Source organism: Thalassoroseus pseudoceratinae, from assembly GCF_011634775.1.
Lineage (GTDB): Bacteria > Planctomycetota > Planctomycetia > Planctomycetales > Planctomycetaceae > Thalassoroseus > Thalassoroseus pseudoceratinae.
The window spans coordinates 487,614-513,962 of record NZ_JAALXT010000006.1 but is presented as its reverse complement, the minus strand read 5'-3'; the positions used below and the strand labels follow the sequence as shown (position 1 = coordinate 513,962).

Here is a 26,349-nt window from a genome sequence, read left to right as displayed (position 1 = left end):
ATCAAGAGTACAAACAGACCCGGGGTGACGACCAAGAACGATGCTTCCTTGCGGCCGATCAGGACATCAGCGAGATCAACGCAGGAGCGAGAAGGCTCATCAGAATCAGGGCCAACGGGTACACGGTGGCGTAGCTCGTGGCCGGGATTTTGGAATCGATCTTAGAGGTCAACGCACCCAATCCAGGTGTGGATGTCATCGCACCACAAATGGCACCCAAGGTTTGGAGACCACTCAGCGGGACGATGAAGCGTGTCATGAGCATCCCCACAATCAACGGGGCGGACGCGACCGAAATTGCTCCCAGGCAGAGAATCACCCCGTGTTGTTTGAATACCGTGGCGAATTGGCTACCGGCTTCGACACCCGCTTGTGCCAAGAACAACGCCAATCCGGTTTCGGTCAGCAACAAACGAGCCGCACGAGGAAAGTGCCCGACGAACGGACCAATGCGGCCGAAATGCCCCATCACCAAGCCCGCGAACAACGGTCCCCCCGCGAGCCCCAGCGAAATGGTTTCCCCCGCTAATTCAAACCGGACTTGGCCCAACAGCGTTCCGATCATCAAACCGAATGCGAGTGAGATGAGATCCGTTTCGTCAAACGAGCGTTCCCGGTGGCCAGCGAACGTGACAAATTGTTCCAACTGCTCTGGCTCGCCGATGGCACTCAAAGCGTCCCCGAAATGGATGACCTCGTCCGCATCCGGCACGAATTCCACATCGTGACGATAGACACGCGAAATTGTGATCCCGTATTTCGAACGCAGATGAAGCTCGCGAAGAGATTTGCCAACCACATTTTTCGAGGTCGCGACGATTCTCCGACGATGTTCTTCGGTTTCGAGCGAGTGTCCTTGGTGCGGACTGACATCGCCCAAGTAGTCGGTCAGAAGATTCACATCGGCTTCGCGTCCCACGAGGAGCAAATGTTGCCCGGTGGCCAACAGAAATTCGCCGTGGATTGGTTCCAGCAGACCATCGGCCAAATGACGCGTAATCTGACACTGACTCCGTTCCAAGAGAGTAATTTCATTGAGGCGTTTTCCGCTCAAAGCCGGATTCATGACATGAACGAGTCGACGGAGAATGCCCGAATGTTCCGCTGAATCGGCGGGGTCCGCCGGACGTTCATTTTCGTTGAAGATTTTGGGAGCAATATTGATAAACAAAATCACGGCAAGCGTGCCTAACGGATAGGCGATGCCGAACCCCACCGCCAAATCCGAATTGGCCGGCAACACTTCGCTGGCGGCTCCGAGAGCGGGCGTGCTGGTCAACGCGCCGGCCAAAATGCCCGCTGCCAAATCTGCCGGCAAACCAGCGACGCGAGCGAATCCCCAAGCCGCCAACATCGCCGCGACAATCATGACGGCTCCAACAAACGCCAACTGTTTGCCCTGTTGGAAGAAGACGCGGAAGAACCGCGGCCCGGCATCGATCCCCAGGCAATAAACGAAGACCACTAATCCCAGCGGTCCCACAGCTGCCGGAACGTGCCCACCCAGATGTCCCGCGATCAGCCCGGTGAAAATCACGCCGGATGTCCCCAGGGAGAAGCCTCGCCACGAGATTCGCCCCAACGCAATCCCGGAAAACGTGATCAAGAACAGAGTGAGCAATTCGTCCGTCGTTGTCATACAAGCCTTTCGGGCACCCAGTTCCAAATCAGCCGGTGAGTTCCTATCGGGTGGAGTCGACTTTCGGTGTGCAAGTCCTTTGCCACTTCTTGCGAAATTTCCATGAGGTCAACAAACCGATCCCGCAGACCCCACAGAAACAATTCCCGGCAAGAACAAAATCCGAAGCAGCGTAATCTATTGCATTCGAGACACGAAACCGAAATAATTGATTCCCACGCGAGAGTGGCGGAATTGGCAGACGCGCTAGATTTAGGATCTAGTGTCTTCGGACGTGCAGGTTCAAGTCCTGTCTCTCGCAATCTCGTTACTTGAAAAGACTTACGGCGGTTCGTCGTGGGTCTTTTTTGTTTGCGCGGGGCGTTGGCTTGCAATCGGTGGGGCGTTTGCCTCAGATGTTTCTTGAGTTTTCAACCTCGGGCATGTCTTGGAAAGTCTTGTGATGTCGCGATTGATTTTTCTGTTGCTGTTGTCTCTTTCGCTCAGAGTCAACGCGGATGATTCGCCGACCGTCTTTCGGGGAGCCACAATCCATACCGCTGAAGACGCGCCGATCGAAAATGGTGTGCTGGTGGTTGCGGATGGCAAAATCGTGGCTGTCGGCACTGAATCGGACGTCGAAATTCCCGAGAATGCCGAGACACGCGACGTTGGTGGAAAGGTCATCATTCCGGGGTTGGTCGATACGCATTCTCACTTGGGCGTGTATTCCCGACCGAGTGTGCGGAGCAACAGCGATGGCAACGAAATGACCGGGCCGGTGCAGTCGATGGTGCGGGCACTCGATTCACTGAACCCGTACGATCCTGGTATCCGCATGGCCAATGCAGGCGGTGTGACGACGGCGAACGTGATGCCGGGCAGTGGAAACGTCATCGGTGGGCAAACGATTTACGTCAAGCTGCGGGGTTACACGCCGGAGCAAATGTTGGTCGAGCCGGAAACGGTTCTTGGCGGACTTAAGATGGCCAACGGCGAGAACCCGAAGCGGTCTTACGGTCGCAAAGGGCAAGCCCCGGGCACGCGAATGAAACTGGCGGCGATGCAACGAGCGGAGTTCCTGAAAGCCCAGGACTACAAACGGAAGTGGGATGCGTACCGGGCTAAGGCCGCGACCGATGTCGACGCCACTCCGCCGGAAGTCGATCTGGGGTTGGAACCGCTTGTCGAAGTCTTAGAAAAACGCCGCACGGTCCACTTCCACACGCACCGGGCAGACGACATTCTCACCACGCTGCGGTTGAAAAAGGAATTCGGGTTCGAACTGGTGATTCAGCACGGCACCGAAAGTTTCAAGGTGCTCGATGCCATCGCCGAGGCAGGGGTGCCGGTTTCGATGACGGTTCTCGATAGCCCTGGCGGAAAGCAGGAAGTGGTTGATCTGATCGAAGAATGTGGGGCGGAGTTGGCGAGTCGCGGGGTGAAAGTGTTGATCAACACCGACGATCCCGTCACGGAGAGTCGGTTTCTTTTGCGAACGGTCGCAACGGCCGTGCGGGGCGGACTCGACGAAAACTTGGCGTTGAAATCCGTCACGCTGCACGCTGCTGAAGCCATGCATTTGGATCACCGACTCGGGTCGCTCGCCGCTGGGAAAGACGCCGATTTCGTGATCCTCAGCGGTCCACCGTTCAGTGTTTACACGCGGGTTTTGCAAACGTTCATTGATGGCGAATCGGTCTTCGATTGGAACGATGAAACGCAACAACGGTATCAAGTCGGTGGATTCCATCTGCAAGATTCGTCGCAAATTCCATCGCTTCCTAAACCGTTGCCGACCGTTAAGCAACCCATTGAACCGGCCGCTCCGCCGCGAGTTGCACAGCCGAAAGACTCGGATACCGAATTCGTCGTGCTTGCAGGCCGGCTGTACTCGGTGGCCTCGGGACCGATCACAAATGGTGCGGTCTACGTGAAAGATGGGAAGATCGTATTCGCGGGTCCGCAGGGTGATCTTCCGGACGGAGCGAAAAATGCACCTGTGTTAACGGCGGCTACGGTGACGCCGGGGCTGATTGATGCGTTCAGCGTGGTCCCGTTGAACGGTGAGTACAACATCCCCGCCGATCAGGAGGCCAACGAAAAGAGCGATCCGAACCAGGCCGATGTGCGGGCGCTCGATGCGTTCAATCCCGGCGAACCGTTGTTGCGGTATCTTTTGGAGCAGGGCGTGACCGTTGTGCATGCGTGTCCGGGGGATGCAAATGTCATCGCGGGAGCGACCGGTGTGTTCCGCACGCATGGAACGCAGGTCGAATCGATGACGCTCAAGTTCCCGTATTCCATGCTGTTCAATCTCGGCGATGCTCCGAAACAAGCTTACGACGGCAAGAAACCGCAGACCCGCATGGGTACCGCGGCGTTGTTGCGACAAGCCCTCAATGAAGCGGTCAACTATCAACGCAAATTGAAGTTAGCCGACAAGGATTCCTCGAAGAAGCCCGATCGGAATTTGAAACTCGAAGCATTGGCCGATGTGGTGTCCGGTAAAACCAAAGCTCTGTTCGCAGCGGACCGAGCCGACGACTTGCTGACCGCGTTGCGATTGATCAAAGAATTCCAATTGGACGGCGAATTGTCTCAAGCCACCGAAGCGTATTTGGTGGCCGACGAGATCAAACAAGCGAACGTGCCGGTGTTTGTGCATCCCGTGATGCAGCGGGTCGGCGGTTTGGAGACGATTAACTCTCACATGAGCAATCCACTGTTCCTGGCGGAGAAAGAGATTCCGCTCGCACTCACGAGTGGCATTGAATACTACGTTCCGAAAACGCGTGTCGTGCGTTACGAAGCCGCGATGGCTGCCGTTTACGGACTTGGCGTGGATCGGGCGTTGCGAGCGGTCACACTCGACGCCGCCAAGTTGCTGGGCATCGACAAAGACTACGGCAGCTTGGAAGCCGGTAAAGTCGCCGACATCGTGCTGTACGATGGCGATCCCTTCGAACACGCTACCCACGTCACCCGTGTGGTCGTCGATGGCCAAACCGTCTACGACCGGACAGCTCGTCAACCGATCCCGTTCGCACATCGTTGGCAGATTTCCGCACCAGCCGTGCCGTGCTGCAATTGGTGAGCGTCCCAACAGGATGACTCGCTTCAAACCATCAAGTTCTACCGATGGCTAGACAACGTACCGATCTTGCGCGAACATGAGTCGCGTGAGTTCTTGTTGTGATCTAAAGCGAGTTGACCGTATGTGTAGCGTCTTCGAATGGGTTTTTCCTACGAAACACATAGCGCCAGCCGCTGCATTCAAACTAGACATGGTCTAGCCAAAGGGTGTTTTGATGTCGTTGAGACTGATCGTCTTGAACGTGTTGTTGGCGGGTTTCGTTCAATCAGCATGGGCTGAGGAACCACTCCGGACCGCCGCCGATCGTCCGGTGGACGTGCTCCACATTCGCTTGAATTTGGACGTCGATCTCCAAGCGAAAACGGTGGCCGGGTCAGCGACGTTGGAATTCACTCCGCTGCGTCCGCTCAACACGATCACACTCGACGCCATTGATCACGAAGTAATTTCCGTCACTGGGGGAATGAAGGGCGGGAAGCCTCGCGAACTTTCCCACAGCTACGACGGCAAACAGCTCACGATTGAATTCCCCGAGACCACTGAGCGGAAACAGTTGTGGCAGGTCACGGTTCAATATCGTGTCCGTGAACCGGAAGACGGCTTGCACTTCTTCCAACCGACGAAAGCCGAGCCGAACGTACGGTTATCGGTGTGGAGCCAAGGCGAACCGACTGCGAATCGGTATTGGTTTCCCTGCTACGACAATCCGAACGAGAAGCAAACGACCGAGATGATCGTCACCGTTCCCAAGGGCATGGAGGCACTTTCCAACGGCGAATTGCTCTCCCGCGAAGACACCGATACGAAAACCAAATTCCATTGGAAACAGGCCAAACCGCATGTGTCGTATCTGGTCACGCTTGCGGTGGGGGAGTATGTCGTCACCGAGGAAACATGGCGGGGCAAACCGGTGACCTACTACGTCGAACCCGGTCACGAAGCCGACACCAACAGCACGTTCGGCCGCACGCGGGAAATGCTGGACTTCTTCAGCGAGCGGTTCGGCATCGAATACCCGTGGGAAAAGTATGCTCAAGTTGTGGTCGAGCAATTCGACTTCGGCGGGATGGAAAACACGAGTGCGACAACGCTCAATCAGAGTGTCATGCACGACGAAACCGCACTTCTTGACAGCACACCCGACCGCTTGATCGCTCACGAATTGGGACATCAATGGTGGGGCGATTTGCTGACGTGCCAAGATTGGTCGCATCTCTGGCTGAACGAGGGCTTCGCCACATACTGCGAAGTGTTGTGGTGGGAGCACAAACTCGGTCGGGAGGAACGCGATTATCTTTTGTGGGGAAAAGCGAAGTCCGCACGCAGTGGGACGGCCCTCAAACGCCCGGTGGTCGATCGGCATTACCCGCGACCGTTCTCGATGTTCGATTCCCGGTCGTATCCCAAAGGCGGTTGGATTCTTCATATGCTCCGCAGTCAGCTCGGTGACGAAGAATTCTTCGGGGCCATTCAACGTTACGGTACGGTGTACGCGTATCAGTCCGTGGAAACCACCGATCTTCGGCAAATTCTCGAACGCATGACGGGCTACTCACTCGAGCGTTTTTTCTACGATTGGACCGAACGCCCCGGCCATCCGCTGTTGGACGTCAAATCCGCTTATGAAGCGGACGACCACTTGGTTCGGATCGACATCAAACAAACACAAGACCAAGACGCATTCCAGTTTCCGTTGGCGATTGAGCTGGAATTCGAGGACGCGAAACCGCAGCGAATCGAACGCCGAATTGAATCGAAGAACGTTTCGTTCTATTTGCCGGTTCCATCGAAACCGCGTGGGATTCGGGTCGATCCCGAATACACTCTGCTGGCGAAAATCACGGAGAACAAACCGCAGTCGTGGTGGAAGCGGCAACTTCTCGACGGTCCCACCGTACCGGAACGACTGCGAGCCATCGAGCATTTCGCCGGCAGCAAACGGTCTGGTGATGTCGAACTGTTGCAAACGGTGTTGGAGAACGACCGTTTTTGGGGTGTGCGTGTGGAAGCGGCCAAGGCACTTGGGAAAACCGGCGGTGACATCGCTCGTGATGCGTTGATTGCCGCCTGCGATCAAACCGAAGCCAAAGTGCGAACCGCCGCTGCGAAAGCCTTGGGGGAGTACGCCCGTGACGAAACGGCTCTCACGGCTCTTGCGAAACTCGCCCAGCAGACCGACCCCAGCGACGCGATGACCGCCGCCGTGATTGAGTCGCTCGCCAAAGTCCAGGAGAAGCCGGACATCGAACCGTTGCTCGCCGCGTTGGATCACGATTCCCGGCAAGAGATCATCCGCAAAGCCGCACTTCGGGGGCTGGGGCGTTCGAGCGAGGCAAAAGCAGTGGAGGTGTTGCACGAATGGATTCACCGAGGCCATCCACGTGCCGCCCGAGCCTCGGCGATTGCGTCGCTGGCGGAATGTCTCACGCGGTTCGAGTTTTCCGAGCAGAAGACGACCAAAATCGTCGATGATTTCACACGGTTGCTCGATCAATCCGAGACGCCGACGATTCGCCGCGCTTCTGCGGAAGCTCTGCTCAAACTCGGTCGCCGGGCGACATCGGCGTTGTCCGCGGTCGAGGCGTTAGCCGAGCACGACCCGAACGGCCGCGTCCGCACCGCCGCCGAAAAAGCCGCCGAAGCCATCCGCACCGCCGAGTCCCCCAAAGCGGAACTCAAACGCCTCCAAACCGAACTCAAAGAACTCCGCCAACAAAACACCGGCCTCAAAGACCGCCTCATCAAACTCGAAGCCAAGTAGGGGTGAGAAACCACCAAGGCGGACACCGCTTAACGCCTGCGATGGCCGCTGGCGTGGTCGATGAATTGTGGAACATCGAACGGTTGTACGACGAAGTCATGGAGTTGCGAGCAAGCCGACAACAGGCCGCACGGAATCGGCGGTTGTTAGAACGGATGCGAGGCGAGTAATTCCCGAAATGACCGAACCCCGCTAGAATCACCTAGCGGGGTTTTCTTATGCGCCAACACCAGAACGAAGGGAAAGTGATGAAAACCGTTCGGCCCACGTTGATCGTCGTGTTGGCATTTCTTGGCGTGTATGTGGGAAGCTACTTCGCCTTCACGACGCCATCCAAGACATTTACATTCAGTTTTCCTGGCTTACCGTCCGTGGTCGTTTTCAGAACCGCTTCAACTGAATGGCTGAGCGAGTTCTACATGCCAATGGCTCACCTTGAGTCATGGATTATTGATAAGAAGGTGATACTGACGACGGATACATTTTGAGCGATTGGCACGGAAGTTGTAGCTACGTTTATTTGGGCCAGTGGGACCAGAATCGTCCTGCTGGCCTTTCTTGCTTTGATGCTAACTGCGTAGCTTGTGTTGATTATGCCGTTTTTTGGGTTCGTAGCTTGGATTCATATTGAATGACAACTCCTTGCTTGCGATAATCAAACCATGAATCAATCTGAATTCGAGAAGCTAATGGCGGACGTGGAGCGGGAGCGGGAAAGAGCCATCGCTGAGGCTGACAAAGAGTATCGCCAGAATAAAGATGCTCTTGAGCGTGTTAGGAGACTAACTCAACGATACGGCCAGTCAGTGAGTGTGCCAGAGCAAACGGTTGAGAACTCGTTACATCTTAACGCAAGCGAGACGTGTAACGACAATGAGTGGTCGCAGTTGACGATCATTGAACGCGCTCGCCGGTCACTTAAATCAGTTCCTAAAGAGTTTTCTGTGCGAGACGTGGCAGAAATCATCGAGAAAGCCGGAGCAGAAGCAGACAGGACTTCGCTTTCCGGAGCGTTGGCAAGACTAGCCGAGGATGGTGAGATTGTACTGCTCGAACGAGGGAGCGGTCGACGGCCAAGCTCCTACACAATGCCTCAATCGCCAGATAGCCAAGAGCGAAGTGACGATGAAGTCGACTCGTATGGAGTAAATGGTAACGCCGAGTGTTTTTCAGAGGAGTCAGGTATCAACGATACTTTTTGATCACCATTAACAGCAAAGAGCCGCAGAGTGGTTCTGCGGCTCTTGGTGCACAGTGGATTAGACTGGCAAGGTGGTACTTCCAGTCTATCACGCTGTGCACATCAATCTCAATCCTCTTTTTGGGATAGGGCACAAAAATGTCCGCAAAAAGTACGGACTCGTTGCGCGCAACGAGCGTTGCGGTGCGAAACAACTTCACTGACGTGTTGAAGCAAAACGGCGTCTCGACTGGGGCGGAGTACGCAACATATACCGATACGGTTTATGCCAGCGTTTTCGGCATGAGAGCAAAAGAGCTTCGGAGGATGCTCGGACTAAAAGCAGGTGAAAGCATTCGCGATAACTTACCACCTGCCTGGCTTGCCACCGTGGTTATGGCGGAAAGCTTTGCTGTTGAACATGCGAATCTAACCGGGACAATCGATATCGCGACCGTCCGCCATTGTGCGACCTACGCAAAATCGGGGCTGGATTCATTTCGGCAAGGAACAAGCCCAGCCGACAACGGGCCGCAAGAAACCGGCGGTTAATGGAAAGGTTGCGTAGCGAGTGAACAAAAAGTTTGTTACGTTGTTGAGTCACCGGACCGATTTTATTGTGTCGGCCCGGTTTTCTTCGATGCTAAAATGGTGATGGGATGGAAACGCTAGAACCTGACATTACCTACACTTCCACAGACCCCAACGAAGCAACTCCATACGGAAGTGGTGACGCATCTCCACTCTCAAGTTTCGGTGAGTATTTTGAAAAGGTGGCAGGTAGCGGAGTTCTACGAGACGACACACGGCCATTAGACAGAAAAACAAAAACAATGGTCATAAGTGCGTTCGCGAGGGCGCAAGCAATGAAAATAGTTGACGATAAACCAGAAGGTAATGAAGTTGGCCATACTTGGTTATTGACCTGCATTTGGTCTTTTGTAACTGCGTTTTTATTCAGTGTTCTGCTGTTGATTTTCGGGGTTACGGCTCCACTTTTTGGTAACATTGCCGCTGGAATTGTCGGTGTTTCAACCTTGGTTTCAGTGTGTTCATTTGCCGCATTTGTAATTGCTCACATGGAATGAGACGCTCGGCAAAACCACAAAAGAAGGAAACCAGCAAGCAGGTAAAGCTCGTTCTGTCCGTGCTGTCAGCTTATGCCGCAATAGGGTTGGTATTCTTTCCTTCATTGTACTGGTGGTTTGGGATCAACGGCAATCCGCCCCGCACCTGGGACAGCTTCGGAGAATCTGTCTATTTTTCATGGATTACCATAACGACAACTGGCTATGGTGAGTTGCATCCATCACCAGGGTGGCCGCGAATCTGGGCATGTTTAGAAGTCGGATCAGGAATCGTCTTGCTCGTTTTTGGCGTCGGTTACGTGTTTGCAAACATCAAAAAGTAAGAAAACCCCGCTGTATCACCACAGCGGGGTTTTCTTATGCGCTCACCGCACGAACTATTTCCCAGGAATTGAAATTAGGACACTACCCAAACCATAAAATCGGTTGAATTTATTAAATACTAAGTGTCTAGCTTCTTGCAGTTTGATTGGTGGGTTTGGGGGAGTTTTTGGGTGCGCGAAGGGAACGGGTTTGCGGGGTTGTTGTGGTTTGGCATCATTTTGAGTCATGCGTGTTTTTGGTAAACATCGGTGGTCTTTGAGGTTATGGTGCCTTTTGTTATCGTAAACTCGTTTCACGTCTGCTTGACCGGCCTTCTGCATGGTGTAGACTTCCCTTACGACCCGACCGCTTCACGAAGCAGATTGCCGACAGATTTGGTTGACATACGTTGCCTTGTCTCGTCGAGCGAGTTTTTCGTGAGATAATAGAGAACGCGTTGCAGGGATTTCGCAAGTTGGGTGGGTCGGATGGAATCGACAGGCAGAGAGGACTGGCCAACAACCACGCCAGCCTCAACGATGTGGTAACGATCAGTTGGTGACTTGGAACAGGGGACACGGGTGGCATTGGACTTGGCGACAACTTCCTCCGGGTTCTCCACCGATTTCAAGGAGCAGGTCCGCTCCCGGACCAATCTCGTCGAGCTGATCGGCGAATCGATCGCCCTCACCGCTCGCGGCTCATCCGATTTCGTCGGCCTCTGTCCCTTCCACGATGACACAAACCCATCCTTTCACGTTTACCCCGATCGGCAAAGTTATCGCTGTTGGGTGTGTGAAGAAGGCGGCGACTGCTTTTCCTTCGTGATGAAGCACGACCGCGTCGGTTTTCGCGAAGCGTTGGAAATGCTCGCCGATCGTGCTGGTTTGGAGATGCCCCGCACAATCGGCCGCACCTCGCCGGAACAAAAAGACCGCAAAAGTCGGCTGTATGAATACGTCTCCTGGGCGGAAACGCTGTGTCACGAGTTCCTACTCAACGACCGAGCCGCTGCGGCCGCTCGGGAATATCTTCAATCTCGCGGTTACGGTCCCGAGATTTGGCGAGCGTTTCGGTTGGGTTATCACCCACAGGATTGGCAATGGCTGCTTGAAAAATCTCGCTTGAAGAAGTTTCCGGCTGAAGAACTAAAAGCCGCGGGACTCATTACCCAAAAACAAGACGGCGGTGGCTGGCGAGACGAGATGTTGTTTTTCGGCCGCGTGCTGTTTCCCATTCGCGACCTGCGTGAACGTCCGGTGGGTTTCGGAGGGAGAATTTTACCAAAAGACGACGACGGCAAGTTCGGCAAATACATCAATAGTTCAGATTCGGAAGTTTTCGCAAAGAGTAGCCTGCTCTACGCTTTCGACATGGCTCGCGAGGCCATTAAGGACGAAAACACCGTCGCGGTGATGGAAGGGTACACCGATTGCATCTCCGCTCATCAGTACGGCGTGCGGAACGTCGTGGCGTCTTTGGGGACTGCACTCAACGAAAATCACGTGCGGAACCTGAAACGGTTTGCCCAGAAAGTGGTGCTGGTGTTCGACGGTGACAAAGCGGGTCAACAAGCCACCGAACGAGCCATCACCAAGTTCCTCGCGGAAGATGTCGATTTGCGAATTCTCACCCTTCCCGGCGGACTCGACCCCGCGGACTTCGTGTCCCAACATGGCGGCGAGGCGTTGAAAGATCGCATTGCGAACGCTGCCGAAGCGTGGGAATACAAATTGAATTCGTGTGTCGAACGCATCGGCGTGAGTTCGGTGGATGCGAAACAACGGGTGCTCGCTGAAATGGCGACGGCGTTGGCGCAGTCTCCCCGACTCAGCGGTTCGGCTCGCGAATCGTTGATTGTGGCCCGGTTGGCCGGTCTGTTGATGATCGACGAACGCACGATTCGGGAAACACTCAACACAACTCGCTCACAAGGCGGCAACCAACGACCGACGCGGATTTCTCACTCGCAAACCCAACCGAAACCACTGCGTGTGGATTGGAACAACCCCGATGATGTGATCGAGTGCGAACTCTTGGAGATGATTTTCGCCGTACCGTCGATCGTGTTTCGGCTCCAACAGGAGATCGGCCCAGAGGCGGTGGCGAATTTGGCACTCAGGCAACTGTTGCAACTGTGTTATGACTTGGCGGAGCAGGGAGACGAACCGTCATTTTCTTTGGTCTCGACAGCTCTGGAGGATCCGGAGTTGAAGCGATTGGCAATTCGAATCGACGATCATGCACGACAGAAACGGATCGATCGGCTTCTGCAGGAAGCAAAACCTTTCATTACCAACAATGGCAAGAGGACGACCCACGCGGACTACGTGATCGACCAACTCAAGCTTCGGTACGAGCGGCAAAATCAAGAACCGCTCAAAGGCCGACTGACGGGTTTGGTCGCTGGGGAATCGCCTGATTCTCCGGTGGAAGCGGCTCGCCCGGTCGATCGCTCGGAGCAACTCCGCCTGTTGGAAAAAGTTCAGAAATACCACGCCCGCCGAGCCAACTCCTAACGAGACGCTGGCGGCCACAAGATCGACGCGATTGGTTTTCGCTTCGCTCTTGCCAAACTGAAATGAAAATGAACCGATCCGCAAGTTTTTTTACCAAACTTCTCAAGTTTGGCCGAACAGAGCGAAACATTTTGCGAGCGTAAGCTCAATACCTGTTAAGCGTTGAGTTTGAAAACTTGCCACTATCGTCCCAATTGATCAACGAAAACAACCCGACTATTTGGAGACCGCGCCCCGTGTATCGACTTCACAACGACCTCCACGAATTGATCACTCGCGGTAAGAAGCAGGGGTTCCTGACCTTCTCACAAGTCAACGCTTACCTGCCGAACGAAGCCCCGAATCCGCAAAAACTCGACAACCTCGTCGAGTGCATGGACGAAATTGGTTTGGATGTCATCAGTGACGAACAAGCCGGCCTCCCGCCCGTCGACGATGGCAAAAAGAAATCGAAACCCCGCAAGCCTCGGGAACTTTCGGAAGAAGATCGGTCCCGCCGAATCGACGACCCCGTCCGGATGTACCTGACGCAAATGGGCGAGATTCCGCTGCTCACCCGCGATCAGGAAATCGCTCTCGCCAAGAAGATCGAAATCACTCGCAAACGATTTCGACGCACACTGTTGGAAAGCGATTTCGCGTTGCAACAATCGTTGGACGTGATGATCAAAGTCCACGAAGGCGACTTGCCCTTCGACCGCACGATCAAAGTGTCCGTCACCGAAGGATTCGAGAAGCATCAAATCCTCGGTCGCATGGGACAAAACATCGCGACACTCGAGTACCTTCGCGATCAAAACATTGCCGATTTCGACATTGTCGTCTCGCCGGATTCGAGCAAAGACGACAAGAAAGCCGCCACCGCACGGATGGAAATTCGCCGTCGCAAGATGGTGAATCTCATCGAAGAACTTTCGCTCCGCACCCAACGGTTGCAACCGACGCTGCGAAAGCTCGAACAGATTTCCCGCCGCATGACGGAAATCGAACGGCAAATCAAACGGCTGCGACGACTCAAGAGCGCGAAAGACGAACGAGCCAACTTGCAACATGAATTGCAAGACCTGATGACGATGACCCGTGAAACGCCGGATTCCCTGCGAAAACGGGTCAAGCTGATCAATCAACGCTTCGGTGCTTACGAGCAAGCCATGCGGGAACTGTCCGGCGGTAACTTGCGACTGGTGGTATCAATCGCCAAGAAATACCGCAACCGTGGGCTGTCGTTCTTGGACCTCATTCAAGAGGGCAATACTGGGTTGATGCGAGCCGTCGACAAGTACGAATATCGTCGCGGTTACAAATTCAGCACCTATGCCACTTGGTGGATTCGCCAAGCGATCACGCGAGCCATCGCCGACCAAGCCCGGACCATTCGGATTCCGGTGCACATGATCGAAACGATGTCCAAGCTGCGGAAGGTCAGCAAGCAACTGCTCCAAGAGAAAGGTCGCGAGCCCACCATCGAAGAAACCGCCGAAGCCGCTGGCGTGTCACTCGAAGAAACCCGCCGCGTGATGAAAATTAGCCGCCACCCGATCAGCTTGGATCGCCCGGTCGGCGAAAGTGAAGACAGCTACTTCGGCGACTTCATCGAAGACGAGCAAAGCGAAAGCCCCGTTTCGGCAGCGACGCAAGAAATGCTCAAAGACAAAATCGATGTCGTGCTGAAAACCCTCACCTATCGTGAACGCGAGATCATCAAACTGCGATACGGCCTGGGTGACGGTTACACGTACACGCTCGAAGAAGTCGGTCGTATCTTCAAAGTGACCCGCGAACGGGTGCGGCAAATCGAAGCCAAAGCCGTCCGCAAGTTGCAGCATCCCGTGCGAAGCAAGCAACTAAAAGGGTTCTTGGATGGATTGCTCGTCGGAGCAGTCAACTAAAACGGTCAAAGCCGGTCATTACTGACCGGCTTTTTTCTTTGGCCATTGCAAAATTCGAATCAAGAAGGAAACAATGCAACAGAGTTGTCGGTCGATATTCCAGGGGAGCCATTGATGTCCGAGGTTGATCTGAAGGAACTGCACGATTTGCACTTGCAGCTGCATGATGTGCAAAAGTCGCTACGGCGGGGGCCGAAGCAAATCGCCCGCTACCAGCAAGCCATTGAGACGCGACAGCAAGAACTTCAAGATGCCAAGCAACACCTCAAGGATTTGCAGCACACCGCGAGTGTGAAGAACCAGGACTTGCAGGTTCTCGAAAGCAAAATTGTCGACTTGAACGTGAAGCTGAACGCCGCCAAGACGAACCAAGAGTTCGATGTCTTTCAACGGCAGATCGAAGCCGACACAACCGCGAAAGAAGTGGCGGAAGTCGAAATTTTGGAAACTTTGGAACGGATCGATCACCAACAAGGTGCGGTGAAGAAGGCCGAGGCTGCCGTTGTCGATGCCGAGGCGGAAGCCAAAGAGATCGCGGAAAAAATCGCCGCCGCTGAAGCCGGCTTGAAGCGACAAGAAGAAGAACTGGCTGGCCAAGTGGCGGACCGAGAAAAGCTGATTCCGGCGACCGTTCTGAAGCAGTACCGCCGCGTTGTGGCCGTTCAGGGGGCCAACTGTCTGAGCCCGGTCGAAAATAAAACCTGCCAAGCGTGCTACACCAAATTGAGCCCACAACACAACGTGGAAGTCAACACAGGCAAATACCTGTTTTGCCGCTCGTGTGGTCGGTTGCTTTACAAAGCGTAACGGTTTGTCGGGTGTGGATGGTCGGTTGGTCGCTACCGGTCCGAATTGTTGTTAGTTTCTTTGGGAATTCCAAATCCTCGCTATGCGAACTTTGATTGCCGGTGCTGAGTGTGTTCTGCCGTCTGGAAAACAGTCGGTGAATGTGTTGATCGATTCCACATCAGGGAAGATTCTTGATCTCGATCCGGCGACGACGGCCGCGGTCGATCAGCGTGTGGATGCAAGTGGTCTCCATTTGTTGCCGGGCGTTGTCGACGATCAGGTGCACTTTCGCGATCCCGGTCTAACCCACAAAGAGGATTTGCACACCGGCAGTTTGGCGTGTGCGAAGGGCGGCGTGACGACGTTCTTTGAAATGCCGAACACGAATCCGAATACCATTACTAAGGAAGAGCTGCACAAGAAACTCGACCTAGCGGCGTCGAAGTGTGTGGTGAACTACGGTTTCTACATTGGTGCCACGCCGGATAACGTCCCTGAATTGCAATCGGTGAACCGTACGCCGGGCATCAAGATTTTCATCGGTTCAAGCACTGGGAATTTGCTGGTCGACGAGCAAGCCGCGCTCGAGAAAATCTTCGCGGAAACGTCGCTGCCGATTTGTGCTCATTGCGAAGATGAAACAACCGTCCGAGCGAATGCAGCTCGGTTGGATGGCGGAAAATCCTACGCGGATCATTCGCTGATTCGCGATCATGAAGCCGCTTTGATTGCCACAAAACGGTCGGTGGATTTGGCGGTGCGGCACAATCATCGATTCCATGTGCTACACGTTTCGACCGCTCACGAAGCGGAGTTCTTGCAGGAACACCACAATCTCATCACCGCGGAAGCGTGCCCGCACCACTTGTTCTTCAACATCGACGATTACGAACGTCTCGGTTCGTTGGTGCAGATGAATCCGTCGATCAAAACCGATTGCGACAACCGGGCGTTGTGGGACGCATTGCGGTCGAATGTCATTCAAGTCATTGCGACTGATCACGCACCGCATACGTTGGAAGAGAAGGATCAGCCATACCCGAAATCGCCGTCCGGTGTGCCGGCTGTCGAAAACTCGTTGGCGTTGATGCTGGATGCCGTCCATCGTGGTGAGTGCACCTTGGAACAAGTCGTCCACTGGATGTGCGATGCTCCCGCACGTGTTTGGGACGCGGTCGGGAAGGGGCGGATCGAAGTCGGTTACGATGCCGACTTGGTCCTCGTCGATTTGGAGCGAACGCACACGATCCGCAATGCCGAGCAAGTCACGAAGTCCAGGTGGAGTCCATGGGACGGCGTGGCGTTGACTGGGCAACCTTTGAAGACCTGGGTTGGTGGGAACCTCGTTTATGATGACGGTCGCTTGGACACCGAGCATCGCGGAGCGGAAGTGCAATTCGATCACGATCGCGGCGGCTATTGGGCCACAACAGACTAAGATCGCTGCGGTTGGAAGTTGTTTCCTTCAAACGCACGTCTGCTGGACGCAATAGAATCGGTTGATCTGACATGTTTTTTGGTCAAGTTATATTGCACAAATAGTCACTGGTCGCCATTGTATGTGGCCTTCCATTGACCAGGTCATTCGAGAAATGCCAAACCGCTGGAAAGTCATTCGATGCGAGCTGTGCGACTCAGCCCCCAGGGACTGGATCTGAAAGTCGATTTCCCGCCTCCGCAGCCAACCGAAAACGAAGTGTTGGTTCGTGTGTTGAAAGCTGGGATTTGTGAAACGGATTTGCAATTGATTCACGGATACATGGGGTTCCGTGGCACATTGGGACACGAATTCGTTGGGGTTGCCGAAAGCGGTCGGTATGCCGGTCAGCGTGTGGTTGGTGCGATCAACTGCGCATGCGGTGTCTGCGAAACCTGCCAACAGAATCGCCCGCACCATTGCCCGCATCGTTCGGTACTCGGCATTTTGGATCGTGATGGTGCATTCGCCGACAAACTGGTTCTGCCGGAACGCAATCTCTACCCAGTGGATGATAGTATCCCGACAGAGCACGCGGTTTTCGTCGAACCATTGGCAGCCGCGTTACGCATCTTGGAGCAAGTCCCGATCGACTCCCGACATCGCGTGTTGATTCTCGGTGACGGTCGGTTGGGGAATCTGTGTGCTCAGGCGATCGCCACGACGGGAGCGAACTTGGCCGTCGTCGGCAAACATCCCGAGAAACTCGCGTTGCTCATCAATGAAGGCATCACGACGCATTTGCTAGACAATCTTGATCTCTCCAAACGGGCTGATATCGTGGTTGATTGCACCGGTTCGGAGAACGGGTTCTCCACGGCGTTAAAGCTCGTTCGACCGGAAGGCACGATTGTGCTCAAAACGACCGTGGCCGGTGAGCAAACAACTCAGCTTTGGCCGGTTGTGGTGGATGAAGTGAAGGTCATTGGGTCACGCTGTGGAAATTTCGTGCCGGCTCTCGAAGCATTGCGACAGCACCGTGTGAACGTGGCACCGATGATTTCCGCGATCCGTCCGCTCGAAGATTATCACGCTGCCTTTGACGACGCCCGCCGAAAAAATATGATCAAGGTTCTGTTTCACATCAGCGATTGATTTCTGCGAGCGCTCTATGTTTCGTCTTCTCGTGATCGTCACCGTTTTGGCTGTTTCGACTGGCTCTCGATTGACCGAGGCGGCTCCGAATTTCTTGGTCTTCATCGCAGACGATCAGGGGTTTGGCGATCTGAGTTGTTACGGACATCCCACGCTGAAAACGCCACACATCGACCGCTTGGCTCGCGAGGGAATGCAATTCGAACGGGCGTTCCTCACGACGAGTTCGTGCAGTCCCACGCGATGCAGTTTTCTCACCGGCCGCTACCCGCACAACACCGGGGCCGAAGACCTGCATGAACCGTTGCCATCCAGTCAGAAATCGCTCGCCGCGTACTTGCAACCAGCGGGCTATCACACAATGGCCGTCGGCAAATGGCATCTTGGCAATGACGAAAAAGCCCATTGGAACGCGATCCAAGAATGTAGTGGTGCGGAGACAGCGACAAAAGCCATCAAGTTGCTCCAAGCTCGCCCGAAAGACCAACCGTTCTTCTTCTGGGTGGCATCGAAAGATCCGCATCGGCCGTTTGACAAATTCAAACCGGTCCGTAGGACGGCCGAAGACGAAATTCTTCCACTCTACACGGCGAAAGATGTCGTCGTGCCGCCGTATCTGCCGGATCATGAGTTGATCCGTGAAGACATCGCAGATTACTACAATGAAATCGTCCGCTTCGATCATCATGTGGGAGAGATTCTCGACGAACTTGCCGAGCAGGATGTGCTCGACGACACCTTCATCGTGTACCTTTCCGATAATGGCATGCCGTTTCCGCGGGCGAAAACGACGCTGTACGATTCCGGCATCCGCACACCGCTCTTGATTCGTTATCCGCCGCTCGTGAAAGCCGGTCGCGTGCAACGGGAGTTGGTGAGCAGCATCGACGTGACCGCCACGATGCTCGAACTCGTCGACATCGACGCACCCACGGTGCAGGGCCAATCGCTCAAGAACCTGCTGACCGATCCGGAAGCGACTGGTCGAGAGGCAATTTTTGCCGAAGCGAATTGGCACGACTTCGAACAATTCACGCGAGCCGTGCGGACCGATCGGTTTCTGCTCATTCGCAATTACTATTGGCAAAAACCGTTATGGAATAGTGTCGATTCGGTCAACTCGATAACGTGGATTGGCTTTCAACAGGCGTTATCGCAAGGCGAACTCACACCGGCTCAGAAGTTCCTACTCGTCGAACCGCGACCGTTCGAAGAGCTTTACGATTTGCAACTCGATCCGCATTCACTCGAAAACGTGGCGAGCGATCCGCAGTACACGGAACACCTCAACGATCTGAGAATTCAACTCGATAACTGGCGGGTCGAGACCAACGATGTGATGCCGGAGGAACCACGTCGTGACGGTTGGACTCGCGACGGTCGTCCGTTGCCGCACAATCAACCCTGGTACGATCGGTATATCAAAGCCGGTGGCGAGAACAACTTCGAGAAGTTCTGATTCGCTTCATGGACCGCGTCACTCTGGCATGTGTTTCATGGCGACGGAGTTGATGCAATACCGCATTCCGGTGGGTGGTGGGCCGTCGGGGAAGACGTGACCCAAATGCCCCTCGCAACGGGCGCAGCGAACTTCCGTGCGTGTCATGCCATGGGATGTGTCGGTGTGTTCGCTGACAGCCTCTTCAGAAATCGGCTCGGTGAACGAGGGCCAACCCGTGCCGGATTCGAATTTCCCGCCGGAGCGAAACAATGGATGTCCGCAGCCGGCACACACGTACGTGCCCGGTTCTTTCGTGCCGACAAAACACCCCGTGCCCGCCCGCTCGGTGCCGTGTTGTCGGAGCACGTAGAATTCCTCCGGCGACAATCGCTCCCGCCATTCGTCTTCGCTCAATCGAAACGGTTCCACCATCGGTCTCTCCTCAATTGCAGTTGGGACTCGCTGTATGAGCATTGTAGGAGATCGTTGGTGGAGACAAGCCCCAATCGACTAGGTGACTGTTTGTTCCGTATTCGTCGCGATACCACATCTTGTGGATCTTGACGCGAGCGATCTCAAACAGTACCTTTGCCGCTGAGTGAGTGTCCGAAAGGACTGGGGTACGAGCGGCAACGACGGCTTCGCCCACCGGGTGTCGCATCGACCAACAGCGGGCGATCGGAAGGAGTTCGAGAATGCTGGTGCTGACGCGAAAGCTCAATCAAAAAATCATGATCGGTGATTCCATCGAAGTCATGGTGGTGGAAATTCGAGGCGACCGTGTTCGTCTGGGGATTGCCGCCGACAAATCCGTCCCGATTCATCGGGAAGAAGTCTACAACGCGATTCAAGATCAGGAGTGCGAACCGCAAACTGCGTGAGGTTTTCCTCAAGCAAACATGAGTACGCATTTTTCAGAAGCGGCGGAATCCCGGTTTCGCCGCTTCTTTGTTGCGCGGAGTCGGCTAGAATGGTCGACACGCACGAGCAAGTTTTGAAGTCAGGAAAAGTCCGATGTTTGTCGATCGAGTGGAAATCTATTGCGAAGCCGGTGACGGGGGCAACGGCTGCATGAGTTTCCGTCGGGAGACGCACGTCCCACGCGGCGGTCCCGATGGCGGTGACGGTGGCAAGGGTGGCGACATCATCATCCGAGCCGAGTCGAACATTTCCAGCTTGGCGAACATCGTTGGTCATAAACATTGGAAAGCCGGGCGCGGTGGGCATGGCGAAGGCAACTTGCGGACCGGCAAGAACGGCGATGATGCCCTGATTCTCGTTCCGCCGGGCACATTGGTCAAAGACATCGAACGCGGTCACGTCCTGAAAGATTTGGCGACCGACGGCGATTCGGTGATTCTCTGTCGCGGTGGCAAAGGCGGACGCGGCAACAAACACTTTGCGACGGCGACGCATCAAACGCCACGTGAGTTCGAACCCGGCGAAACCGGCGACAAACGCAGTGTGCTGCTCGAACTGAAACTCATTGCCGACGTCGGTTTGATCGGCATGCCGAACGCGGGCAAAAGCACGCTGTTGAGCCGGCTATCACGGGCGACTCCGGAGATCGCGAATTATCCGTTTACCACGAAGTACCCGAACTTGGGGTTGGTGTCGGTGGGGTTTGATGATCACTTCGTGCTTGCGGACATTCCCGGTTTGATTGAGGGAGCCCATGCGGGGGTTGGGTTGGGGCACGAGTTCCTCCGCCATGTCGAACGCACGCGGGTCTTGGTTCACCTGGTGGAACCTGCCCCGATGGACGGCAGCGATCCGGTGGAAAACTATTTCAAGATCCGCGAAGAACTGCGGTTGTACGATGCGGAGTTAGCCAAGCGTCCGGAGCTAATTGCCATCACCAAAAGTGAACTCCCTGATGCCGAGGCAGCCGCCGAATTACTCGCGGAGAAACTTGGTCATCCGGTGCGTCAGATCTCTGCGGTGACCGGAGACGGGCTCGACCCGTTGAAACAAAAAATCATCGAGACCCTAAATTCACTGCCGGAAGCTGAAACTGAATCCGCTTGAACTTTGCGAGCAGGTAACGGAAAAGACCAGGCACGATGCAAGTCTAACCCGAGCCGTCGCGTTGTGATTTCAGTTGCGTGTAGAGTTTTTTCAACTCTGGGCGAAGTTCTTCCAGTTCGGGGTTTTCGATCAGCTTTTCGATGCTGACGAGGTTTTCGAGCTGACTTCCTTCACTGAGGTGGGGCATCATCTGCGGGAGTGTGGCTTGCACGTGGGTCAGAAGACGCTTGAGGTCTTTCATCTCGTAGCGATCCGTTTCCGAGAGCATTTGCAGGCAACCGGTGAACGTCATCGCGAAGCCTTTTTTCATCCGGTTGTAACCTTCCATGCGGACAGGGTACGTGGGATCGTTCGGATCGAGTTGCGGCAGCAATTCGGTCGCCAATTCCCGGATGACTAAAGACAGCTGCATTTGAGCGCCAGCCAATTCCACAATCTCGCCACTCAAGCCCGATTGCTGAGCGGAGAGTGAAAGATAATTCCAAAAAACCGTGTTCAAGCCCTGAGTATGTGCCAGTGACGCTGGCATGCGTTGTTGCATCGGCACTTGGGAATTGCGGTAGAATTCCAGGTTCTCGGTGGAGACTAGCCGAGCAAACACGTCGCCAGATTTCGGGCTTTGATATCGTGGAAGCTGCGTGGCATCTCGCTGAGCGAGTTGGCCAATGATCGCAGCGATGCCGGTGAACTCAGATCCAATCCATTCCCGATCCGGAGCCGGCAAACCGAGCCGAATGTATTCTTCAGTTGTCAGCGAGTTGTCCGCTAACGGCTTCAGTTGTGCGGACTCCGCCGGCACGACCGGGTAACGCGGGTCGGGTGGAGTATCGAATGCCGACGCGTCCGCATTGTGAGCCGGAACCGCGGTCTCCGGAGCAGTTTCCGTTTCACACCCCAAACACGCCACAAGTAGGAATCCGGCTAGCCATCGTGAAGCCATGGAACAAGTTCCCAAAAAACTCAAATCGGCATGTGACACTCCGAATGTCATCATACTGGTCAGTCTGCGGAAATGTCATGCTCGGTGCGTTTTCCAGTCGCATCCCTGGTGAAACGGTTAACCGTCGTTGCTTTGGATTTTCTGTTTCAGATCAATCTGCTTGGCGTTTGCGAGATAGTCGAACCGCTCGGGGTGGCAGGTGAAGATGAGAACTTGCAACGGTGAAATCGGCGAACCATCGTCCGTCGTGCCCCGACCGGCGGCGGCCTCTTGCAAGATTTCCACCATGCGACGGTGTTTCACGGTGTCCGCATGGGTGAGCGGATCATCGAGCAAAGTGACGTGACGTTTTCCGCCCGCGACCAACCGTCCGATGGCCAATCGCACCAAGAGCGCCAATTGCTCAAGTGTGCCGTACGACTCGTCATCCATTTGCACGGGTGTGTCGATCGCGGGCAGACGCATACCTTGCGGGAGATATCCCTTTTCGAATTCGACGGCTTCGTATTCACTCAGCCCCAGCCGATGCGACCACTGCATGACCTGAGTAGCAATTCGACCGGTGGTGGCTCCGACTTGCTGATCGCGACAAGACTCGAACAAATCCAACAACAACTGATGGGCATTTGCGTCGATGGTTTTTTCACGGTGCAGGGCTTCCAGTCGGTGCAACTCGGCTTCGGCGGCGGCGAGTTTTTCGTGCAAGCCTTCTTTCGATTGCAATTGCCCACGGATGAGCGTCGCCTGATCGGTCTTGGATTGGATGCGTTCGCGTCGTGTCTCGCGAGCTTGCCGAGCACCAACCAATCGAGCTTCGATCCCCAATTCTTCCTCAGTCAACGCCGTAGCATGCACTTGTTGCCGGGCCGCCTCGCAAGCCGTCTCGGCATCCGCCGTTGCTTGTTTCAATGTCGCCTCACTGCCGAGTTCCCGCAATCGCCGTTCGGTGAGGTCCTGTTCGGTCGTCAGTTGAGCGAGTTGAAGACGCATATCGGCGGTGGCGTTTTCGGCTTCGTCTTTGGCGGAAATGATCTGAGCATGAGCAGTCTCGAGTTGGTGCAATTCATCACGCAGTTTGCGTTCGGCTTCATCGACGGACTTCTTCTCGATAGCCAGTTCTTCGCGGTTGGGTGTCCAGTCCTGCAGTTCCGGTAAGCGTTCGAGAATCGCCTGGCGGCCGAGTTCCAATTGTTCGAGTTTCGCCGTCAGCGTTTCGCGGCCGTCCGGTGCAATCCCGCGTAATTGCTTTTCGAGTTCTGTTTGCTCCTTCCGCAATCCGTCTCGCCGAGTTTGCCGTGTGACGAGTTCATCGAGTGCGGAATCGTTGCTCGCATCCAATCCGAAACTCCGCAGCGTATCGGCGTATTCGGTTTTTAGTTCATCGAGTTGGCGGGCGGACTCGGCCAATGATTCGTCCTGTTGACCACGAACCACTCGAATCTCGCCCCAACCGGGCACACGTAACGTAATGCGTTGTCGGAAGGCGTGTCGTTGCGGTTCTTCGGCCGACGTTCGCAGCGAGGTTTGTGGCTCGTCATCGCTGAGCAGTTCCACCTCGGCATTTGATTCCGTTTGGATTTCGAGTTGTAACGCCGCCGCCGCGACTTCGGCTTGCAGCGTCCCAATTCGACGGGCAGTGTTCCGCAGCGATTCCAACATTCTTTTGTCGGGAGCTGAGAGTGTGTGCAACTCCTGTTTGATGCCGACGAGTTTTTCTTCCAGGGATTCGAAGTCTTTGATCTTCGCTGTCAGGTTTGCTTGTTGCTCGTGGATGGTCAGGAGCTTTTCACGTTCATCGCAAGCGGTGCGGGCTTTGGCGAGTTTCTCACGGTCCGTCCGACGCTCAGCGAGTGTGCGGGTGAGCGTTTCGAACTCCGTCGTCGTTCGCTGCTGCACTTCCTGGGCGTTTTCCAAGGCAGCTCGATTCTTGAGCGTTTCGCGTTCGAGACGTAAAATCGTTTCCCGAGTTTCTTGGAATTCGTTCCACGTTTTCTTTCGCTGGGCAAGTTCCTTCTCGGCGGCGTCTCGGGCGGACTTGGCTTGTTCGTGTTGCGATTGTCGGGCGGCCAAATCGCGTGTTTGTTTCTCCAATGCGATGACATCCTGCTCCGCTTCGGCAAGCCCTTCGCGAGCGTTGGCGATCTCGGCTTCGAGTCCTTCGTGCTCGCTGACCAAGCTTTCGCTTTGGATTTGTTCCAGTCGCAACTTGCCGACGCGTTCTCGAACGGACTCCAGTTCGCCCGCCAAGATGGCGACCGGGGAATTCGATTTGAAGTTCCCCTTCCGCGTAAAATACTCGTCCGCCGCCTTGCGGAGCACATCGTGAAAGCCCCAGTCATGCGAGGTCAGCAAGGTTCCGAGAACGGCTTCCAAACGTTGTCGTAGAGAACTGCTCAGCTTGTTTGCATCGGGCAGCCGAACTTCGCCCTGCGTGAGCCAAAGCAATTCATTCAGCCCCTCTGTGGATTTCTCAGCTCCCAACAGAATGCGGGCTTGCCGACCGGCTTCCTTGTCACGTTCCAGCACGGTTTCGCCGGTCGTGGTGATTTCCTTCAACCACGCTTCGCCGTCTTTGCGTGTCGAGAACACCTTGTGCAAGCGGTATCGCTTTTGATCGACTTCAAATTCGATATCCACTTCCGGCGAGGCTTGCGAACGCCTGGGCATACAATTCTTGATGGACGTCGCGGACGAAGAATGATCGAAGTCGAACAACCCGTATCGCAACGCGAGCACAATCCCCGATTTGCCCGTCCGATTCGGACCGTGCAACACAACGAGATCGTGGTTCAAGTCTTCGAGGTCGAGCGACTCGATGTTTCGCCAATTCCGCAGATGTAGACCGTGCAGGATCATTTCAATAGTCGGGATTCAAAGGGGATTGGGCTGAGTGAAATCTCGCTGTTATTTCACTTTCGCCGCGAGTTTGTAGAGCACTCGCGTGGCGTGTTCGATGACGGCGGGATCGGTATCGGGGCTGGCCGTTTGCGAGAGTTCTTGCAATCGCTGATGAACTTGACCCAGCACACCGGTGCCGATGATTTCGCGAACTTCCTCGGAAGTCGGTTCGACGGTCAATTCTTCATCGTCCAATTCCGAAACCGCATACCGACCGAGCACGTCGCGAAGTTCTTCCACACGATGCAACACACCCACCGGCAGGGTGCCGGTCAGCTTGAGTTTGAGCAACATGCGTTCGTAATTTTCTTGCTCGGCCACTCGCTGCAAGATGGCGTCGAACTCGGCTTCATTGGTGACGTGTTCGGTCCGCGATCGCCAACGGAAATGCTGGACGTTCACGCTTTCCACCGTCGGAGTGGCTCCCGGTTTTTCGATCGTCACACGCAACGCGGTTCCGTCTCCGGTATCGAGAAACTCCTCGCGATCGGTGCCGGAAGAATACGGTTGCCAACCGGCCACGCGGGAGTCGTCACGAAACCGCATCGGCTCATGCACACCGGGGTACGCCATGCGAACCGCGGATGCGTCGCTGGTGTAGAGTTTCTGCCCATGCCAGTGTCCGAGCGCCAAATAATCCAAGTCGAGATCGGTGGGAGCGGACGGTGAAATGGGGTGGTCATCGGTCGGCAAATCTGGGCGGTCCATCACGCTGCCGTGTGCGATGCCGATCCGAAAACCGTCGTCATCGGTGCGGGGATGATCGGCGATCCAGCGTGTGGGATCGTCTGCCGATCGCTTGCGAAAAACAGGGCAGGGCAGGATTGTCACTCCCTCGATTCCCGTGAACGGTTGCCGCTCGCACAGCAGTTGCACGCGTTGGTTGCTCGTGCCGTCCCATGGAGGCATTTCCCACAACGAACCGGGTTCGTACGGATCGTGGTTGCCGGGAATCAACAGTACCGGCACGGAGAAACTTTCAAGCAATTTGAACGTCCGATTCGAGATCGACCGACTCACGCGGACGTCGTCGAATAGATCGCCAGCGATGATCACAAATTGATCACCCGCTTCGGATGGATCGACTTCATCGCGGATTCGTTCGAGAGCCGCAAACCGGGCTTCCCGAATCCGGTCGATCGCTGTGCCGTCAAACCGTGTGATCCGCAAACCGAGATGCAAGTCGGCAACATGCAAAAACCGCAGCATGAGATTCCATGATTCCG

Annotated in this window: 21 protein-coding genes and 1 tRNA gene; 17 read left to right on the top strand and 5 right to left on the bottom strand. The window is 55.1% G+C overall.

The window, feature by feature from the left end; all coding sequences use genetic code 11:
• Window positions 1-58: 58 nt before the first annotated feature.
• Window positions 59-1,639: an aspartate:alanine exchanger family transporter gene (locus tag G6R38_RS22600; RefSeq protein WP_166831030.1), complete on the bottom strand. Its 1,581-nt coding sequence runs from the start codon at window positions 1,637-1,639 to the stop codon at window positions 59-61.
• 219 nt (window positions 1,640-1,858) lie between these two features.
• Between G6R38_RS22600 and G6R38_RS22595 the strand changes: the two genes are divergently transcribed.
• The 15 genes from G6R38_RS22595 to G6R38_RS22525 all read left to right on the top strand — a co-directional run bounded on the left by G6R38_RS22595 (window position 1,859) and on the right by G6R38_RS22525 (window position 19,275).
• Window positions 1,859-1,940, top strand: a tRNA-Leu gene (locus G6R38_RS22595).
• Between the two features lie 141 nt (window positions 1,941-2,081).
• Window positions 2,082-4,715: an amidohydrolase family protein gene (locus G6R38_RS22590; RefSeq protein WP_166831029.1), complete on the top strand. Its 2,634-nt coding sequence runs from the start codon at window positions 2,082-2,084 to the stop codon at window positions 4,713-4,715.
• Between the two features lie 214 nt (window positions 4,716-4,929).
• Window positions 4,930-7,476 (top strand): M1 family aminopeptidase, encoded by a 2,547-nt coding sequence (locus G6R38_RS22585; protein WP_166831028.1) that lies wholly within the window; start codon window positions 4,930-4,932, stop codon window positions 7,474-7,476.
• A 2-nt stretch (window positions 7,477-7,478) separates the two neighbouring features.
• On the top strand, window positions 7,479-7,646 hold the full coding sequence (locus G6R38_RS22580; protein ID WP_166831027.1) for a hypothetical protein: 168 nt from the start codon (window positions 7,479-7,481) through the stop codon (window positions 7,644-7,646).
• Between the two features lie 78 nt (window positions 7,647-7,724).
• Window positions 7,725-7,964: a hypothetical protein gene (locus G6R38_RS22575; protein ID WP_166831026.1), complete on the top strand. Its 240-nt coding sequence runs from the start codon at window positions 7,725-7,727 to the stop codon at window positions 7,962-7,964.
• 174 nt (window positions 7,965-8,138) lie between these two features.
• Window positions 8,139-8,678 (top strand): hypothetical protein, encoded by a 540-nt coding sequence (locus G6R38_RS22570; RefSeq protein ID WP_166831025.1) that lies wholly within the window; start codon window positions 8,139-8,141, stop codon window positions 8,676-8,678.
• Window positions 8,679-8,860: 182 nt separating this feature from the next.
• Window positions 8,861-9,208 (top strand): hypothetical protein, encoded by a 348-nt coding sequence (locus G6R38_RS22565; protein ID WP_166831024.1) that lies wholly within the window; start codon window positions 8,861-8,863, stop codon window positions 9,206-9,208.
• A 107-nt stretch (window positions 9,209-9,315) separates the two neighbouring features.
• The gene (locus tag G6R38_RS22560; RefSeq protein WP_166831023.1) at window positions 9,316-9,744 is read left to right on the top strand and encodes a hypothetical protein; all 429 of its coding nucleotides are present in this window, start codon (window positions 9,316-9,318) and stop codon (window positions 9,742-9,744) included.
• Complete coding sequence (locus G6R38_RS28505; protein ID WP_166831022.1) at window positions 9,741-10,067, top strand: potassium channel family protein; 327 nt, start codon at window positions 9,741-9,743, stop codon at window positions 10,065-10,067. Before G6R38_RS22560 ends, G6R38_RS28505 begins: the two co-directional genes overlap by 4 nt.
• Window positions 10,068-10,640: 573 nt before the next feature.
• Window positions 10,641-12,566, top strand: coding sequence for a DNA primase (gene dnaG, locus G6R38_RS22550; RefSeq protein WP_166831021.1), 1,926 nt, complete (start codon window positions 10,641-10,643; stop codon window positions 12,564-12,566).
• Window positions 12,567-12,802: 236 nt separating this feature from the next.
• Window positions 12,803-14,455, top strand: coding sequence for an RNA polymerase sigma factor RpoD (rpoD, locus tag G6R38_RS22545; RefSeq protein WP_166831020.1), 1,653 nt, complete (start codon window positions 12,803-12,805; stop codon window positions 14,453-14,455).
• A 114-nt stretch (window positions 14,456-14,569) separates the two neighbouring features.
• A complete protein-coding gene (locus G6R38_RS22540) occupies window positions 14,570-15,262 on the top strand; it encodes a zinc ribbon domain-containing protein (RefSeq protein WP_166831019.1) in 693 nt (230 codons plus the stop codon).
• Window positions 15,263-15,344: 82 nt separating this feature from the next.
• Window positions 15,345-16,682, top strand: coding sequence for a dihydroorotase (locus G6R38_RS22535; protein WP_166831018.1), 1,338 nt, complete (start codon window positions 15,345-15,347; stop codon window positions 16,680-16,682).
• A 180-nt stretch (window positions 16,683-16,862) separates the two neighbouring features.
• Complete coding sequence (locus G6R38_RS22530) at window positions 16,863-17,816, top strand: MDR/zinc-dependent alcohol dehydrogenase-like family protein (RefSeq protein ID WP_166831017.1); 954 nt, start codon at window positions 16,863-16,865, stop codon at window positions 17,814-17,816.
• Window positions 17,817-17,832: 16 nt separating this feature from the next.
• Entirely contained in the window at window positions 17,833-19,275 is a 1,443-nt protein-coding gene (locus tag G6R38_RS22525; protein ID WP_166831016.1) for a sulfatase family protein, read from the top strand.
• A gap of 18 nt (window positions 19,276-19,293) precedes the next feature.
• Here G6R38_RS22525 and msrB read toward each other — a convergent pair whose 3' ends face one another.
• Complete coding sequence (msrB, locus tag G6R38_RS22520; RefSeq protein ID WP_166831015.1) at window positions 19,294-19,689, bottom strand: peptide-methionine (R)-S-oxide reductase MsrB; 396 nt, start codon at window positions 19,687-19,689, stop codon at window positions 19,294-19,296.
• A 263-nt stretch (window positions 19,690-19,952) separates the two neighbouring features.
• Between msrB and csrA the strand changes: the two genes are divergently transcribed.
• Window positions 19,953-20,138, top strand: a complete 186-nt coding sequence (gene csrA / locus G6R38_RS22515) for a carbon storage regulator CsrA (protein WP_166831014.1) — start codon at window positions 19,953-19,955, stop codon at window positions 20,136-20,138.
• A 133-nt stretch (window positions 20,139-20,271) separates the two neighbouring features.
• Complete coding sequence (obgE, locus tag G6R38_RS22510) at window positions 20,272-21,285, top strand: GTPase ObgE (RefSeq protein WP_166831013.1); 1,014 nt, start codon at window positions 20,272-20,274, stop codon at window positions 21,283-21,285.
• 43 nt (window positions 21,286-21,328) lie between these two features.
• On the opposite strand, the gene G6R38_RS22505 is transcribed toward obgE, so the two are convergent.
• From G6R38_RS22505 to G6R38_RS22495, 3 genes are all read right to left on the bottom strand, one after another.
• Window positions 21,329-22,225: a hypothetical protein gene (locus G6R38_RS22505; protein ID WP_166831012.1), complete on the bottom strand. Its 897-nt coding sequence runs from the start codon at window positions 22,223-22,225 to the stop codon at window positions 21,329-21,331.
• A 117-nt stretch (window positions 22,226-22,342) separates the two neighbouring features.
• Window positions 22,343-25,081, bottom strand: a complete 2,739-nt coding sequence (locus tag G6R38_RS22500; protein ID WP_166831011.1) for a hypothetical protein — start codon at window positions 25,079-25,081, stop codon at window positions 22,343-22,345.
• Window positions 25,082-25,129: 48 nt separating this feature from the next.
• The gene (locus G6R38_RS22495; RefSeq protein ID WP_166831010.1) at window positions 25,130-26,332 is read right to left on the bottom strand and encodes a metallophosphoesterase family protein; all 1,203 of its coding nucleotides are present in this window, start codon (window positions 26,330-26,332) and stop codon (window positions 25,130-25,132) included.
• Window positions 26,333-26,349: the final 17 nt, after the last annotated feature.